Annotated in this window: 15 protein-coding genes; 11 read left to right on the forward strand and 4 right to left on the reverse strand. The window is 34.7% G+C overall.

All coding sequences use genetic code 11. The features are described from left to right. Positions 1 to 62: 62 nt before the first annotated feature. Positions 63 to 1673 (forward strand): MutS family DNA mismatch repair protein, encoded by a 1611-nt coding sequence (locus HMPREF3247_RS02545; RefSeq protein ID WP_000106325.1) that lies wholly within the window; start codon positions 63 to 65, stop codon positions 1671 to 1673. A 101-nt stretch (positions 1674 to 1774) separates the two neighbouring features. Here HMPREF3247_RS02545 and tsaD read toward each other — a convergent pair whose 3' ends face one another. From tsaD to tsaE, 4 genes are read right to left on the reverse strand one after another with little or no spacing between them, the layout of a single operon-like run. Beyond that, positions 1775 to 2800, reverse strand: coding sequence for a tRNA (adenosine(37)-N6)-threonylcarbamoyltransferase complex transferase subunit TsaD (gene tsaD, locus HMPREF3247_RS02550; protein WP_000159053.1), 1026 nt, complete (start codon positions 2798 to 2800; stop codon positions 1775 to 1777). Next, positions 2793 to 3257 (reverse strand): ribosomal protein S18-alanine N-acetyltransferase, encoded by a 465-nt coding sequence (rimI, locus tag HMPREF3247_RS02555; protein WP_000372755.1) that lies wholly within the window; start codon positions 3255 to 3257, stop codon positions 2793 to 2795. Before rimI ends, tsaD begins: the two co-directional genes overlap by 8 nt. Continuing rightward, a complete protein-coding gene (tsaB, locus tag HMPREF3247_RS02560; protein WP_001086736.1) occupies positions 3230 to 3892 on the reverse strand; it encodes a tRNA (adenosine(37)-N6)-threonylcarbamoyltransferase complex dimerization subunit type 1 TsaB in 663 nt (220 codons plus the stop codon). Before tsaB ends, rimI begins: the two co-directional genes overlap by 28 nt. Beyond that, positions 3873 to 4334 (reverse strand): tRNA (adenosine(37)-N6)-threonylcarbamoyltransferase complex ATPase subunit type 1 TsaE, encoded by a 462-nt coding sequence (tsaE, locus tag HMPREF3247_RS02565; RefSeq protein WP_000590797.1) that lies wholly within the window; start codon positions 4332 to 4334, stop codon positions 3873 to 3875. Before tsaE ends, tsaB begins: the two co-directional genes overlap by 20 nt. Positions 4335 to 4371: 37 nt before the next feature. Here tsaE and HMPREF3247_RS02570 point away from each other — a divergent pair, with 37 nt between their 5' ends. The 10 genes from HMPREF3247_RS02570 (at position 4372) to ilvA (ending at position 15573) form a co-directional block, all read left to right on the forward strand. Then, positions 4372 to 4527, forward strand: a complete 156-nt coding sequence (locus HMPREF3247_RS02570; RefSeq protein WP_001789600.1) for a hypothetical protein — start codon at positions 4372 to 4374, stop codon at positions 4525 to 4527. A 317-nt stretch (positions 4528 to 4844) separates the two neighbouring features. Then, complete coding sequence (ilvD, locus tag HMPREF3247_RS02575) at positions 4845 to 6533, forward strand: dihydroxy-acid dehydratase (RefSeq protein WP_001255780.1); 1689 nt, start codon at positions 4845 to 4847, stop codon at positions 6531 to 6533. A 27-nt stretch (positions 6534 to 6560) separates the two neighbouring features. Then, entirely contained in the window at positions 6561 to 8330 is a 1770-nt protein-coding gene (gene ilvB / locus HMPREF3247_RS02580; protein ID WP_000047820.1) for a biosynthetic-type acetolactate synthase large subunit, read from the forward strand. Beyond that, positions 8330 to 8584 carry an ACT domain-containing protein gene (locus HMPREF3247_RS02585; protein WP_000196911.1) on the forward strand — a complete coding sequence of 85 codons (255 nt, stop codon included), beginning with the start codon at positions 8330 to 8332 and terminating at the stop codon, positions 8582 to 8584. The genes ilvB and HMPREF3247_RS02585 overlap by 1 nt, the downstream gene beginning before the upstream one ends. A 136-nt stretch (positions 8585 to 8720) precedes the next feature. After that, a complete protein-coding gene (gene ilvC / locus HMPREF3247_RS02590) occupies positions 8721 to 9725 on the forward strand; it encodes a ketol-acid reductoisomerase (RefSeq protein ID WP_000214552.1) in 1005 nt (334 codons plus the stop codon). 29 nt (positions 9726 to 9754) lie between these two features. Next, positions 9755 to 11284: a 2-isopropylmalate synthase gene (locus HMPREF3247_RS02595; protein WP_000094576.1), complete on the forward strand. Its 1530-nt coding sequence runs from the start codon at positions 9755 to 9757 to the stop codon at positions 11282 to 11284. Between the two features lie 2 nt (positions 11285 to 11286). After that, complete coding sequence (gene leuB, locus HMPREF3247_RS02600) at positions 11287 to 12333, forward strand: 3-isopropylmalate dehydrogenase (RefSeq protein ID WP_000221945.1); 1047 nt, start codon at positions 11287 to 11289, stop codon at positions 12331 to 12333. A gap of 13 nt (positions 12334 to 12346) precedes the next feature. After that, entirely contained in the window at positions 12347 to 13717 is a 1371-nt protein-coding gene (gene leuC, locus HMPREF3247_RS02605) for a 3-isopropylmalate dehydratase large subunit (protein ID WP_000531817.1), read from the forward strand. Beyond that, positions 13718 to 14290, forward strand: coding sequence for a 3-isopropylmalate dehydratase small subunit (gene leuD / locus HMPREF3247_RS02610; protein ID WP_000718952.1), 573 nt, complete (start codon positions 13718 to 13720; stop codon positions 14288 to 14290). A gap of 14 nt (positions 14291 to 14304) precedes the next feature. Beyond that, positions 14305 to 15573 carry a threonine ammonia-lyase IlvA gene (ilvA, locus tag HMPREF3247_RS02615; RefSeq protein ID WP_000216853.1) on the forward strand — a complete coding sequence of 423 codons (1269 nt, stop codon included), beginning with the start codon at positions 14305 to 14307 and terminating at the stop codon, positions 15571 to 15573. The last annotated feature ends 196 nt before the right edge of the window (positions 15574 to 15769 follow it).

Genomic DNA, 15769 nt, shown 5'->3' on the forward strand with positions numbered 1-15769 from the left:
ATTCGAATGATGTGGTTAGCTCAAGATCAAACACATTATTAAAAATAAATAAGGGGATACTTATGAGCACAAATCAAACATTTTTAATATTTGTTATAGCAATTATTCTACTTACATCTGTAATAGGAATTGTTGGACGATACATGAGTCGTCAACGTCTATTAAAATCAATGGAAACATTATGGCAAACGATTTCTCCATTAGAAGCTTTTATCAGACCGAACTCACATTTCGACTATGAGTATAAGCTCTACAAGGAAAAATTTGAATCACATTCATTAGTTGATGATAAAACTTGGTCCGACTTAAATATGAATGCAATTTTTCATAAGATGAATTATAATTTAACAGCTATTGGTGAAATGAAGCTATATGCCTGTTTACGTGGAATGCTTTCAATTACGAACAAATCATTACTTAGTTTATTTAATGATAATGCTGAATTTAGAAAAAACGTAACATATCATTTAGCTTTGATTGGTAAAGCTGTTTATCCAACATTTCCAGACCAAATCACACCGGTAAAACGTCAAAATATATTGTTTCTATGCCCGTTTTTACCAGTTATCTCATTTGCAGTTATATTTATTAATTCACAAGTTGGTATTTTATTATTTCTTATGAGTTGCCTATTTAATATCATTTTATCAGCAACTTTAAAGCGTACATATGAGGATGACTTAAAATCTATCTTTTATGCATCCAATGTTTTAAAACAAGGCTATACTATCTCAAAAATTAAACATGTTCCACAACCTGAAGTCAATTTTAAGCAATTTAGAACAGCACGTCATTTAACGAGTGTTTTAGCTGAAGTTAATGATGAAGATATCGGAGCTATGGTAATTAAACTAGTTAAACTTATTTTCATGCTTGATTATGTTTTATTTCATTCAATTCAAAAAAGCTATACAACACATATGAATGAGCTTAAAAATTGTTTCGATTACATAGCTGAATTAGATAATCATTATGCATTAGCAATGTATCGTAGAACGCTAGAATGTTATACTGAACCACAAATTGATGATTCAAATGATGGCATAGTATTCTCTGAGTTAACACATCCACTCATAGCAGATGCAGTAGCCAATGATTTCTCACTATCACAAAATATACTGTTAACTGGGTCTAATGCTTCGGGTAAATCAACATTTATGAAATCCATAGCAATAAACATTATTCTTGCATCGGCTATACAAACAGTTACCGCAAGCAAATTTGTATATCAACCTGGAATTGTGTTCACGTCAATGGCAAATGCCGATGATGTGTTATCAGGCGATAGTTATTTTATGGCTGAATTAAAATCTATTAAGCGTATTGTTGAAATTCCAGATAATCAAAAAATATACTGCTTTATAGATGAAATTTTTAAAGGTACCAACACAACTGAACGAATTGCCGCTTCAGAATCAGTACTATCATTTTTACATGAAAAATCTAACTTTAGAGTTATTGCAGCAACACATGATATTGAGTTAGCTGAACTCTTAAAACAACGTTATGAAAATTATCATTTCAATGAGGTAATAGAAAATAATAACATACATTTTGATTACAAAATTAAGCCTGGCAAAGCAAATACACGTAATGCCATCGAATTATTAAAAATCACTTCATTTCCAGCAAAAATATATGAACGAGCAAAAGATAATGTCCCGAAAATTTAGCATTTAACTTTAAATATAAAAACGTCAGCTATCACATGACAGAAGACTATGAACAGTTTCAATAATGTTCATCGTAATCATGTTAATAACTGACGTTTATTTTATTCTGCAGAATACTCTTCTAAATCTATATTGCTGTGCCCATTTAATGCTAAATCAGCAAATCGACCTTGCTGATACAAATAGTGGCCGGCAACGCCTATCATTGCAGCATTATCTGTGCATAATTTAGGACTTGGGATAGTTAATTGAATGTCATTGACTTTGCATTGATCCGCTAAAGATTGACGTAATCCTTTATTACTCGCCACGCCACCAGCAACAATTAATCGCTGAACACTATATTCTTTACAAGCTTGAATAGCTTTAAACGTAAGCACCTCTACAACACTATTTTGAAAGCTCGTTGCTACGTTAGCTTCAATGATTGGAATATTTTTTTGTCGTTGATTGTGAAGTTGATTGATCACGGCACTTTTCAACCCACTAAAACTAAAATCATAACTATCTTTATCCAACCAAACACGAGGGAATGAATAAGTATCTTCACCTTCAGCAGCCAACCGATCAACTTGTGGACCACCTGGATAATTTAAACCAATTGTTCGTGCCACTTTATCATAAGCCTCACCTACTGCGTCATCTCGTGTTTCACCAATGACTTCAAATGATAAATGATCTTTCATATAAACTAATTCAGTATGTCCACCTGAAACAATAAGTGCAATTAGCGGGAATGTTAATGGCTCTTCTATGTGATTAGCATATATATGTCCTGCAATATGATGAACAGGAATAAGTGGCTTATCGTAAGCAAATGCCAATGCTTTGGCTGCATTAACACCTATTAGTAACGCACCAATTAGTCCAGGGCCTTCTGTAACCGCTATGGCATCAATATCTTCCATTGATACATCGGCATCCACTAGAGCCTCGTTTATTGTTGTTGTTATACCTTCAACGTGATGTCTACTTGCCACTTCGGGAACGACACCGCCAAATCGTTTATGACTTTCAATCTGACTTAAAACTGTATTTGATAAAATCTCTCTCCCATTTTTTATAACACTAACGCTTGTTTCATCACAACTTGTTTCAACAGCTAGTATTAATATATCTTTAGTCATTTAAATTCACCCACATAACCATTGCGTCCTCACCTTCACCATAATAATTTTTACGTTTACCACCATATTGAAATCCTAAATTTTCATATACATGTTGTGCCACTTTATTATTAACTCTTACTTCTAAACTCATCACATCACAAGTGTGACTTGCATAGTTTATTCCGTATTTTAAAAGCATTTGACCTAAACCATAGCCTCTATAATTATCATCGATTGCAACTGTTGTAATTTGAGCTTGATCGATAACAATCCATAAACCTAAATAACCAATAATTTGTTGTTCAAATTCTAAGACAAAATATTTCGCAAAGTTATTTTGCTCTATTTCATGATAAAATGCGTCAATTGTCCAAGAACTGTCATTGAAACTCCGACGCTCAATATCAAAGACTTGTGGCACATCTTCTTTAGTCATCTCTCTAATGTTTAATTGTTCTTTTGACTGTTGATCCAATTTCGTTCCGCCTCAGCTAATTTATGGTATTTAGGAGTAAATGTATGTACGTCTGAAGGTTTATCTATCAATTGATACATGACTGATGCATTTGGTAGCTGCGCAATCACTTCACCTTGTAATTCATCTTGTAATTTTATAGTATCTTTCCCAATATAAATAAATGGTTGGTTTAAATCTTCTAAAAAAGCTCGCAATGCCTCTATCGACATATATTGATCTTCTAAAATAGTCACTAATTGACCATTTTGCCACTGGAATATGCCTGTATAAACTGCTTGTCGTCTTGCATCAAACACAGGAACCAATAATTTATCAGTATGGTCGATTGTTGCTGCCAATGCCTTTAATGATGAAACACCATATAATTTAACATCTAACGCATACGCTAATGTTTTAGCAACAGTAACACCGATACGTAAGCCAGTATATGAACCAGGACCTTCAGCAACAATAATCGCATCTAATTGCTGTTTAGCTATTTTGCTCTGCTCAAATAGCTGACTAATCGCAGGCATTAATTGCACTGAATGATTTTGTTTAGAATCCGTAGTTATTTCAGCTAAAACTTCATCGTTTTGCATCAATGCTACTGATAATGGTTGATTCGATGTATCAATGAGCAGCGAATTCATGAATAATTGCCTCCTTAATTTGTTCAAAATGTTCTCCTTGCGCGAACAACTCAATTTGTCTTGTATTTTCAGATATTGTTGAAATATTAATAGATAAATGCGTCGCTGGAAGTAAATCTTTTATAAATTGACTCCATTCAATAACAGTAATTGCCTGATCTTCGAAAAATTCATCAAACCCTAAATCTTCATCAGAATCTTCTAAGCGATAACAATCCATATGATGCAATTTTAAATTTTTACCCCTATATGATTTAATGATGTTAAATGTCGGGGAATTAATCGTACGTCTTACACCAAGAGCTTTTCCTATAAATTGCGTTAACGTTGTTTTACCTGCTCCTAAATCTCCGTTAAGTAAAATCAAATCACCACTTTTCAATTGCTCAACTAAAAATATAGCAAATTGATTCATTTCATCTAAATTATTTATCTTTATCAATGTTGATTCTCCTATATTATGCTTTTCATTCATAAAAATGATTATCCATTGTTCAATCGTATCTAACTTTATATTTAACCTTTATATTGTAACAAATTTCAACTTAAATTTCTTATCTTTGAAACAGATTATCTATTCAAAGTTAATTGTAAGAAAATTTAAAATATTTGTTGACATACTAAAGCAGATATAGTAAATTAAATTTATCAAATTTTTAGACAATTCTAACTATTAAAGTGATATATACCATTCACGGAAGGAGTATAATAAAATGCTTAATCAATATACTGAACATCAACCGACAACTTCAAATATTATTATTTTATTATACTCTTTAGGACTCGAACGTTAGTAAATATTTACTAAACGCTTTAAGTCCTATTTCTGTTTGAATGGGACTTGTAAACGTCCCAATAATATTGGGACGTTTTTTTATGTTTTATCTTTCAATTACTTATTTTTATTACTATAAAACATGATTAATCATTAAAATTTACGGGGGAATTTACTATGCGAAGCGACATGATCAAAAAAGGAGATCACCAAGCACCAGCAAGAAGTCTTTTACATGCCACGGGCGCGCTAAAAAGTCCAACTGATATGAACAAACCATTTGTAGCTATTTGTAACTCTTATATTGATATTGTTCCTGGACATGTTCACTTGAGAGAGCTTGCAGATATAGCTAAAGAAGCAATTAGAGAAGCCGGTGCCATTCCATTTGAATTCAATACAATTGGTGTTGATGATGGAATAGCTATGGGACATATCGGAATGCGATATTCTCTACCATCACGTGAAATTATTGCAGATGCAGCTGAAACTGTAATTAACGCTCATTGGTTTGACGGCGTATTTTACATTCCTAATTGTGACAAGATTACACCCGGTATGATTTTAGCAGCCATGAGGACAAACGTACCAGCTATCTTTTGCTCTGGTGGACCAATGAAAGCTGGCTTATCTGCACATGGAAAAGCATTAACACTTTCATCAATGTTTGAAGCAGTCGGCGCATTTAAAGAAGGATCGATTTCTAAAGAAGAATTTTTAGATATGGAACAAAATGCCTGCCCTACTTGTGGTTCATGTGCTGGGATGTTTACTGCAAATTCAATGAACTGTTTGATGGAAGTTTTAGGTCTAGCATTACCATACAACGGTACTGCACTTGCAGTCAGTGATCAGCGACGCGAAATGATTCGCCAAGCAGCTTTTAAATTAGTTGAAAATATTAAAAATGATTTAAAACCACGTGATATCGTTACTCGCGAAGCAATTGATGATGCATTTGCACTTGATATGGCTATGGGTGGTTCAACAAACACGGTACTGCATACGTTAGCCATTGCCAATGAAGCTGGTATTGATTATGACTTAGAGCGCATTAATGCTATTGCCAAACGCACGCCATATTTATCAAAAATAGCACCTAGTTCATCGTATTCAATGCATGATGTGCATGAAGCTGGTGGCGTCCCAGCAATTATTAATGAATTGATGAAGAAAGATGGCACTTTACACCCAGATAGAATCACAGTTACTGGCAAAACGTTACGTGAAAATAACGAAGGCAAAGAAATTAAGAACTTTGATGTCATTCACCCTCTTGATGCACCATATGATGCACAAGGCGGTTTATCTATCTTATTTGGTAATATCGCCCCTAAAGGCGCAGTTATTAAAGTTGGCGGCGTTGATCCATCTATCAAAACATTTACTGGGAAAGCAATTTGTTTCAATTCGCATGATGAAGCTGTTGAAGCAATAGACAATCGTACCGTTCGTGCAGGCCACGTCGTTGTCATTAGATATGAAGGACCTAAAGGTGGACCAGGTATGCCTGAAATGTTAGCACCTACTTCCTCTATTGTTGGTCGCGGCTTAGGTAAAGATGTTGCATTAATTACTGATGGGCGTTTTTCCGGTGCCACAAGAGGTATTGCAGTTGGTCATATTTCCCCTGAAGCTGCATCTGGTGGACCAATTGCCTTAATTGAAGATGGAGATGAGATTACTATTGATTTAACAAATCGTACATTAAACGTAAACCAGCCTGAAGATGTTCTAGCGCGTCGCCGAGAATCTTTAACACCATTTAAAGCGAAAGTAAAAACAGGTTATCTAGCTCGTTATACTGCCCTAGTAACTAGCGCAAATACAGGTGGCGTCATGCAAGTCCCTGAGAATTTAATTTAATTTATTTTTATATTGGAGATGGTTAAAATGTCTAAAACTCAACATGAAGTAAACCAAAATATTGACCCTTTAAAAATGGCTGAATCACTTGAACCTGAACAACTAAATGAAAAAACTTTAAATGATATGCGTTCAGGATCAGAAGTGCTAGTAGAAGCTCTACTTAAAGAAAATGTGGATTATTTATTCGGTTATCCTGGTGGTGCCGTACTACCTTTATATGACACGTTTTATGATGGTAAAATCAAACATATTTTAGCAAGACACGAACAAGGTGCTGTTCATGCTGCAGAAGGTTATGCACGTGTATCTGGTAAAACTGGCGTCGTTGTAGTTACAAGCGGTCCAGGTGCAACTAATGTAATGACAGGTATTACGGATGCACATTGCGACTCTTTACCTCTAGTTGTATTCACCGGACAAGTTGCTACACCAGGCATTGGTAAAGATGCATTCCAAGAAGCGGATATTCTATCTATGACTTCACCAATTACAAAACAAAATTATCAAGTGAAACGTGTTGAAGATATCCCTAAAATCGTACACGAAGCTTTCCATGTAGCTAATTCTGGACGCAAAGGTCCTGTAGTGATTGATTTTCCAAAAGATATGGGTGTTTTAGCTACAAATGTGGATTTATGCGACGAAATCAATATTCCAGGTTATGAAGTTGTTACAGAACCAGAAAATAAAGACATTGACACTTTCATCTCACTTTTAAAAGAAGCGAAAAAGCCTGTCGTATTAGCCGGCGCAGGTATTAATCAATCAAAATCAAATCAATTATTAACACAGTTTGTTAATAAACATCAAATCCCAACAGTTACTACTTTACTAGGTCTAGGTGCTGTACCTTATGAGGATACACTATTTTTAGGTATGGGAGGTATGCATGGTTCTTATGCTAGTAACATGGCATTAACTGAGTGTGATTTACTCATTAATTTAGGTAGCCGCTTCGATGATAGATTAGCAAGCAAACCTGATGCCTTTGCACCTAACGCCAAAATTGTACATGTAGATATTGATCCTTCAGAAATCAATAAAGTTATTCATGTAGATTTAGGTATTATTGCAGACTGTAAAAGATTTTTAGAATGTTTAAATGATAAAAATGTTGAGACTATAGAACACAGTGACTGGGTTAAACATTGTCAAAATAATAAGCAGAAACACCCATTTAAACTTGGTGAAGAAGATCAAGTATTTTGTAAGCCACAACAAACAATCGAATATATCGGCAAAATTACAAATGGTGAAGCAATTGTTACTACAGACGTGGGACAACATCAAATGTGGGCAGCTCAATTTTATCCATTTAAAAATCACGGACAATGGGTTACAAGCGGTGGTTTAGGAACAATGGGATTCGGTATTCCTTCGTCAATTGGTGCCAAATTAGCTAATCCTGATAAAACAGTCGTATGTTTCGTCGGTGACGGTGGTTTCCAAATGACAAACCAAGAAATGGCACTTTTACCCGAATATGGTTTAGATGTCAAAATCGTACTAATCAATAATGGAACATTAGGTATGGTTAAACAATGGCAAGATAAGTTCTTTAATCAACGCTTCTCACACTCAGTATTTAATGGTCAACCTGATTTTATGAAAATGGCAGAAGCATATGGCGTCAAAGGTTTCTTAATCGATAAGCCAGAACAACTGGAAGAACAATTAGATGCAGCGTTTGCTTATCAAGGACCAGCTTTAATTGAGGTTCGTATTTCCCCTACTGAAGCTGTAACCCCAATGGTTCCGAGTGGCAAATCAAATCATGAAATGGAGGGCTTATAATGACAAGAATTCTTAAATTACAAGTTGCGGATCAAGTCAGCACGCTAAATCGAATTACAAGTGCTTTTGTTCGCCTACAATATAATATCGATACATTACATGTTACACATTCTGAACAACCTGGGATTTCTAACATGGAAATTCAAGTCGATATTCAAGATGATACATCACTTCATATATTAATTAAAAAATTGAAGCAACAAATTAATGTTTTAACGGTTGAATGCTACGACCTTGTTGATAACGAAGCTTAATTTTAAGACAAAGGCAATGATGCGCTAATTAGTTATAGATATATCATAGGCTGCTAGTTAACATCTGCCACTATTACAAAGTTATATTTCAGAATTTTCAAAAAACAAAATATTTAATTATTTGGAGGAATTTATTATGACAACAGTTTATTATGATCAAGATGTAAAAACGGACGCTTTACAAGGCAAAAAAATTGCAGTAGTAGGTTATGGATCACAAGGCCACGCGCATGCACAAAACTTAAAAGACAATGGATATGATGTAGTCATCGGTATTCGCCCAGGTCGTTCTTTTGACAAAGCTAAAGAAGATGGATTTGATGTGTTCCCTGTTGCAGAAGCAGTTAAGCAAGCTGATGTAATTATGGTGCTATTACCTGATGAAATTCAAGGTGATGTATACAAAAACGAAATTGAACCAAATTTAGAAAAACATAATGCGCTTGCATTTGCTCATGGCTTTAACATTCATTTTGGTGTTATTCAACCACCAGCTGATGTTGATGTATTTTTAGTAGCTCCTAAAGGACCGGGTCATTTAGTTAGACGTACATTTGTTGAAGGTTCTGCTGTACCATCACTATTTGGTATTCAACAAGACGCTTCAGGTCAAGCACGTAATATTGCTTTAAGTTATGCAAAAGGTATTGGTGCAACTCGTGCAGGTGTTATTGAAACAACATTTAAAGAAGAAACTGAGACAGATTTATTTGGTGAACAAGCAGTACTTTGCGGTGGTGTATCGAAATTAATTCAAAGTGGCTTTGAAACATTAGTAGAAGCGGGTTATCAACCAGAATTAGCTTATTTTGAAGTATTACATGAAATGAAATTAATCGTTGATTTGATGTATGAAGGCGGTATGGAAAATGTACGTTACTCAATTTCAAATACTGCTGAATTTGGTGACTATGTTTCAGGACCACGTGTTATCACACCAGATGTTAAAGAAAATATGAAAGCTGTATTAACTGATATCCAAAATGGTAACTTCAGTAATCGCTTTATCGAAGACAATAAAAATGGATTCAAAGAATTTTATAAATTACGCGAAGAACAACATGGTCATCAAATTGAAAAAGTTGGTCGTGAATTACGCGAAATGATGCCTTTTATTAAATCTAAAAGCATTGAAAAATAAGATAGACCTACAATGAGGAGTTGTTAAATATGAGTAGTCATATTCAAATTTTTGATACGACACTAAGAGACGGTGAACAAACACCAGGAGTGAATTTTACTTTTGATGAACGCTTGCGTATTGCATTGCAATTAGAAAAATGGGGTGTAGATGTTATTGAAGCTGGATTTCCTGCTTCAAGTACAGGTAGCTTTAAATCTGTTCAAGCAATTGCACAAACATTAACAACAACGGCTGTATGTGGTTTAGCTAGATGTAAAAAATCTGACATCGATGCTGTATATGAAGCAACAAAAGATGCAGCGAAGCCGGTCGTGCATGTTTTTATAGCAACATCACCTATTCATCTTGAACATAAACTTAAAATGTCTCAAGAAGACGTTTTAGCATCTATTAAAGAACATGTCACATACGCGAAACAATTATTTGACGTTGTTCAATTTTCACCTGAAGATGCAACGCGTACTGAATTACCATTCTTAGTGAAATGTGTACAAACTGCCGTTGACGCTGGAGCTACAGTTATTAATATTCCTGATACAGTCGGCTACAGTTACCATGATGAATATGCACATATTTTCAAAACCTTAACAGAATCTGTAACATCTTCAAATGAAATTATTTATAGTGCTCATTGCCATGACGATTTAGGAATGGCTGTTTCAAATAGTTTAGCTGCAATTGAAGGCGGTGCGAGACGAATTGAAGGCACTGTAAATGGTATTGGTGAACGAGCAGGTAATGCAGCACTTGAAGAAGTCGCGCTTGCACTATACGTTCGAAATGATCATTATGGTGCTCAAACTGCTCTTAATCTCGAAGAAACTAAAAAAACATCGGATTTAATTTCAAGATATGCAGGTATTCGAGTGCCTAGAAATAAAGCAATTGTTGGCCAAAATGCATTTAGTCATGAATCAGGTATTCACCAAGATGGCGTATTAAAACATCGTGAAACATATGAAATTATGACACCTCAACTTGTTGGTGTAAGCACGACTGAACTTCCATTAGGAAAATTATCTGGTAAACACGCCTTCTCAGAGAAGTTAAAAGCATTAGGTTATGACATTGATAAAGAAGCGCAAATAGATTTATTTAAACAATTCAAGGCCATTGCGGACAAAAAGAAATCTGTTTCAGATAGAGATATTCATGCGATTATTCAAGGTTCTGAGCATGAGCATCAAGCACTTTATAAATTGGAAACACTGCAACTACAATATGTCTCTAGCGGCCTTCAAAGTGCTGTTGTTGTTGTTAAAGATAAAGAGGGGCATATTTACCAGGATTCAAGTATTGGTACTGGTTCAATCGTAGCAATTTACAATGCAGTTGATCGTATTTTCCAGAAAGAAACAGAATTAATTGATTATCGTATTAATTCTGTCACTGAAGGTACTGATGCCCAAGCAGAAGTACATGTAAATTTATTGATTGAAGGTAAGACTGTCAATGGCTTTGGTATTGATCATGATATTTTACAAGCCTCTTGTAAAGCATACGTAGAAGCACATGCTAAATTTGCAGCTGAAAATGTTGAAAAGGTAGGTAATTAATTATGACTTATAACATTGTTGCCCTACCTGGTGATGGAATCGGTCCAGAAATTTTGAACGGATCTCTATCATTGCTTGAAATTATAAGTAATAAATATAACTTTAATTATCAAATAGAGCACCACGAATTTGGTGGTGCCTCTATTGATACATTCGGCGAACCTTTAACTGAGAAAACCTTAAATGCGTGTAAAAGAGCAGATGCTATTTTACTGGGTGCAATCGGTGGACCTAAATGGACAGATCCTAACAATCGACCAGAACAAGGATTATTAAAATTGCGTAAATCCTTAAATTTATTTGCAAATATACGCCCCACTACCGTTGTCAAAGGCGCTAGTTCTTTATCACCTTTAAAGGAAGAACGCGTTGAAGGCACAGATTTAGTTATAGTCCGTGAATTGACAAGTGGTATTTATTTTGGAGAACCTAGACATTTTAATAATCACGAGGCCTTAGATTCTCTTACTTATACAAGAGAAGAAATAGAACGCATTGTTCACGTAGCATTTAAATTGGCCGCTTCAAGACGAGGAAAACTAACATCAGTTGATAAAGAAAATGTATTAGCTTCTAGTAAATTGTGGCGCAAAGTCGTAAATGAAGTAAGTCAATTATATCCAGAAGTAACAGTAAATCACTTACTTGTTGATGCTTGTAGTATGCATTTAATCACAAATCCAAAACAATTTGACGTCATCGTATGTGAAAACTTATTTGGCGATATTTTAAGTGATGAAGCTTCAGTGATTCCTGGTTCACTTGGTTTATCACCTTCTGCTAGTTTTAGTAACGATGGTCCAAGATTGTATGAGCCTATTCATGGATCAGCACCAGATATTGCAGGTAAAAACGTTGCCAATCCATTTGGAATGATTCTATCTTTAGCGATGTGTTTACGTGAAAGCTTAAATCAACCAGATGCTGCAGATGAATTAGAACAACATATTTATAACATGATTGAACATGGGCAAACGACAGCAGATTTAGGCGGCAAATTGAATACTACTGATATTTTCGAAATTCTATCTCAAAAATTGAATCACTAAGGGGGAGATGTAAATGGGTCAAACATTATTTGACAAGGTGTGGAACAGACATGTGTTATACGGGAAATTGGGCGAACCGCAACTATTATACATTGATTTACACCTTATACATGAAGTTACTTCTCCTCAAGCATTTGAAGGACTTAGGCTTCAAAACAGAAAATTAAGACGCCCAGATTTAACATTTGCAACACTCGATCACAATGTTCCTACTATTGATATTTTCAATATTAAAGATGAAATTGCAAACAAACAAATCGCAACATTACAAAAAAACGCCATAGATTTTGGGGTGCATATTTTTGATATGGGCTCTGATGAACAAGGTATTGTTCACATGGTAGGACCTGAGACAGGACTTACACAGCCCGGCAAAACAATCGTTTGTGGTGACTCTCACACAGCAACACATGGAGCATTTGGTGCTATTGCATTTGGAATTGGAACAAGTGAAGTTGAACATGTTTTCGCAACTCAAACGCTATGGCAAACAAAACCCAAAAACTTAAAAATCGATATTAATGGTACCTTACCAACAGGCGTCTATGCTAAGGACATTATTCTGCATTTAATTAAAACGTATGGTGTTGATTTTGGTACAGGCTATGCTTTGGAATTTACTGGCGAAACAATTAAAAACCTTTCAATGGACGGTCGAATGACTATTTGTAACATGGCTATCGAAGGTGGTGCCAAATACGGCATAATCCAACCTGATGATATAACATTTGAATATGTTAAAGGGAGACCATTTGCCGATAACTTCGCTAAATCAGTTGATAAGTGGCGTGAGCTATATTCTGATGACGACGCGATATTTGATCGTGTAATTGAACTTGATGTTTCAACATTAGAACCACAAGTGACATGGGGAACTAATCCTGAAATGGGTGTTAATTTCAGTGAACCATTCCCTGAAATCAAAGATATCAACGATCAACGTGCGTATGATTATATGGGGTTAGAACCAGGTCAAAAAGCTGAAGACATCGACTTAGGGTATGTTTTTCTCGGTTCATGTACAAATGCTAGACTATCAGATTTGATTGAAGCTAGTCATATTGTTAAAGGAAATAAAGTTCATCCAAATATTACAGCTATTGTCGTACCAGGTTCTCGTACAGTAAAAAAAGAAGCAGAAAAATTAGGTCTAGATACTATCTTTAAAAATGCAGGATTTGAATGGCGTGAACCAGGATGTTCAATGTGTTTAGGCATGAATCCTGACCAAGTACCTGAGGGCGTACATTGTGCATCTACAAGTAATCGAAACTTTGAAGGACGACAAGGCAAAGGTGCAAGAACACATTTAGTATCCCCTGCTATGGCAGCAGCAGCAGCTATTCATGGTAAATTTGTGGACGTAAGAAAGGTGGTTGTTTAAATGGCAGCAATCAAACCTATTACAACATATAAAGGTAAAATAGTCCCTCTCTTCAACGACAATATCGATACAGACCAAATCATTCCTAAGGTACACTTAAAGCGTATTTCAAAAAGTGGTTTCGGTCCATTTGCTTTTGATGAATGGCGTTATTTACCAGATGGTTCAGATAATCCAGATTTCAATCCTAACAAACCACAATATAAAGGGGCTTCTATTTTAATTACTGGAGATAATTTTGGATGTGGTTCAAGTCGTGAACATGCTGCTTGGGCTCTTAAGGACTATGGTTTTCATATTATTATTGCAGGAAGTTTCAGTGACATTTTTTATATGAATTGCACTAAAAATGCGATGTTGCCTATCGTTTTAGAAAAAAGTGCCCGTGAACATCTTGCTAAATATGTTGAAATTGAGGTCGATTTACCAAATCAAACTGTGTCATCACCAGACAAGAGTTTCCATTTTGAAATTGATGAAACTTGGAAGAATAAATTAGTAAATGGATTAGATGACATTGCAATCACCCTACAATATGAATCATTAATAGAAAAATATGAAAAATCACTTTAAGGGAGTTGAATATTATGACAGTCAAAACAACAGTTTCTACGAAAGATATCGATGAAGCATTTTTAAGACTTAAAGATATTGTCAAAGAAACACCTTTACAATTAGACCATTACTTATCTCAAAAGTATGATTGTAAAGTCTATTTAAAACGAGAAGATTTACAATGGGTACGTTCTTTTAAATTAAGAGGTGCTTACAACGCTATTTCTGTTTTATCAGATGAAGCTAAAAGTAAAGGTATTACATGTGCAAGTGCAGGTAATCATGCTCAAGGTGTTGCCTATACAGCTAAAAAACTTAATTTAAACGCTGTTATCTTTATGCCAGTCACTACACCTTTACAAAAGGTAAATCAAGTAAAGTTCTTTGGAAATAGTAACGTTGAAGTTGTACTCACTGGTGATACATTTGATCACTGTTTAGCTGAAGCTTTAACTTATACAAGTGAACATCAAATGAACTTTATAGATCCATTCAATAATGTTCATACAATTTCTGGACAAGGTACGCTTGCTAAAGAAATGCTAGAACAAGCAAAGTCTGACAATGTTAACTTTGATTATCTATTTGCCGCAATTGGTGGTGGCGGTTTAATTTCAGGTATTAGTACTTACTTTAAAACCTATTCACCTACCACGAAAATTATAGGTGTTGAACCTTCAGGTGCAAGTAGTATGTATGAATCTGTTGTGGTAAATAATCAGGTAGTCACATTGCCTAATATCGATAAATTTGTGGACGGTGCATCTGTAGCTAGAGTTGGCGATATTACATTTGAAATTGCAAAAGAAAATGTAGATGATTACGTTCAAGTAGATGAAGGTGCAGTTTGTTCTACGATTTTAGATATGTATTCAAAACAAGCAATTGTAGCAGAACCTGCTGGCGCATTAAGTGTGAGTGCTCTTGAAAACTACAAAGACCACATTAAGGGTAAAACTGTTGTTTGTGTCATTAGTGGTGGTAATAATGATATTAATCGTATGAAGGAAATTGAAGAACGTTCTTTATTATATGAAGAAATGAAACATTATTTTATTTTAAACTTCCCTCAACGCCCTGGTGCATTAAGAGAATTTGTAAATGATGTTTTAGGCCCACAAGACGATATTACAAAATTTGAATACTTAAAAAAATCTTCTCAAAATACAGGTACTGTCATTATTGGTATTCAACTTAAAGATCATGATGATTTAATACAACTCAAACAACGTGTAAATCATTTCGATCCTTCCAATATTTATATTAATGAAAATAAGATGTTATATTCATTGTTAATTTAACACATAGTAAGAAAAACAGTCATAAATTGATTTCTAATTGAAATCATCTTATGACTGCTTTTTATTATACTTTACATTATTGAGGTTGCACGCTTTGTATACCATCGTATATTTCTTTGAGCCTAAAAAATCTTCTTTACCTTTACTTTTTTACTTTGCTACTTTAGACATAAAAAAAGAGACCTTGCGGTCTCAA

The organism is Staphylococcus sp. HMSC36A10 (assembly GCF_001838845.1).
GTDB classification, from domain to species: Bacteria; Bacillota; Bacilli; order Staphylococcales; family Staphylococcaceae; genus Staphylococcus; species Staphylococcus aureus.

Coding starts and splice junctions, on each gene's coding strand:
- HMPREF3247_RS02545 (WP_000106325.1), top strand. CDS start 63: ATGAGCACAAATCAAACATTTTTAATATTTGTTATAGCAATTATTCTA.
- HMPREF3247_RS02585 (WP_000196911.1), top strand. CDS start 8,330: ATGACAAGAATTCTTAAATTACAAGTTGCGGATCAAGTCAGCACGCTA.
- ilvC (WP_000214552.1), top strand. CDS start 8,721: ATGACAACAGTTTATTATGATCAAGATGTAAAAACGGACGCTTTACAA.
- tsaD (WP_000159053.1), bottom strand. CDS start 2,800: ATGACTAAAGATATATTAATACTAGCTGTTGAAACAAGTTGTGATGAA.
- HMPREF3247_RS02570 (WP_001789600.1), top strand. CDS start 4,372: ATGATTATCCATTGTTCAATCGTATCTAACTTTATATTTAACCTTTAT.
- leuC (WP_000531817.1), top strand. CDS start 12,347: ATGGGTCAAACATTATTTGACAAGGTGTGGAACAGACATGTGTTATAC.
- ilvB (WP_000047820.1), top strand. CDS start 6,561: ATGTCTAAAACTCAACATGAAGTAAACCAAAATATTGACCCTTTAAAA.
- HMPREF3247_RS02595 (WP_000094576.1), top strand. CDS start 9,755: ATGAGTAGTCATATTCAAATTTTTGATACGACACTAAGAGACGGTGAA.
- leuB (WP_000221945.1), top strand. CDS start 11,287: ATGACTTATAACATTGTTGCCCTACCTGGTGATGGAATCGGTCCAGAA.
- ilvA (WP_000216853.1), top strand. CDS start 14,305: ATGACAGTCAAAACAACAGTTTCTACGAAAGATATCGATGAAGCATTT.
- tsaB (WP_001086736.1), bottom strand. CDS start 3,892: ATGAATTCGCTGCTCATTGATACATCGAATCAACCATTATCAGTAGCA.
- ilvD (WP_001255780.1), top strand. CDS start 4,845: ATGCGAAGCGACATGATCAAAAAAGGAGATCACCAAGCACCAGCAAGA.
- leuD (WP_000718952.1), top strand. CDS start 13,718: ATGGCAGCAATCAAACCTATTACAACATATAAAGGTAAAATAGTCCCT.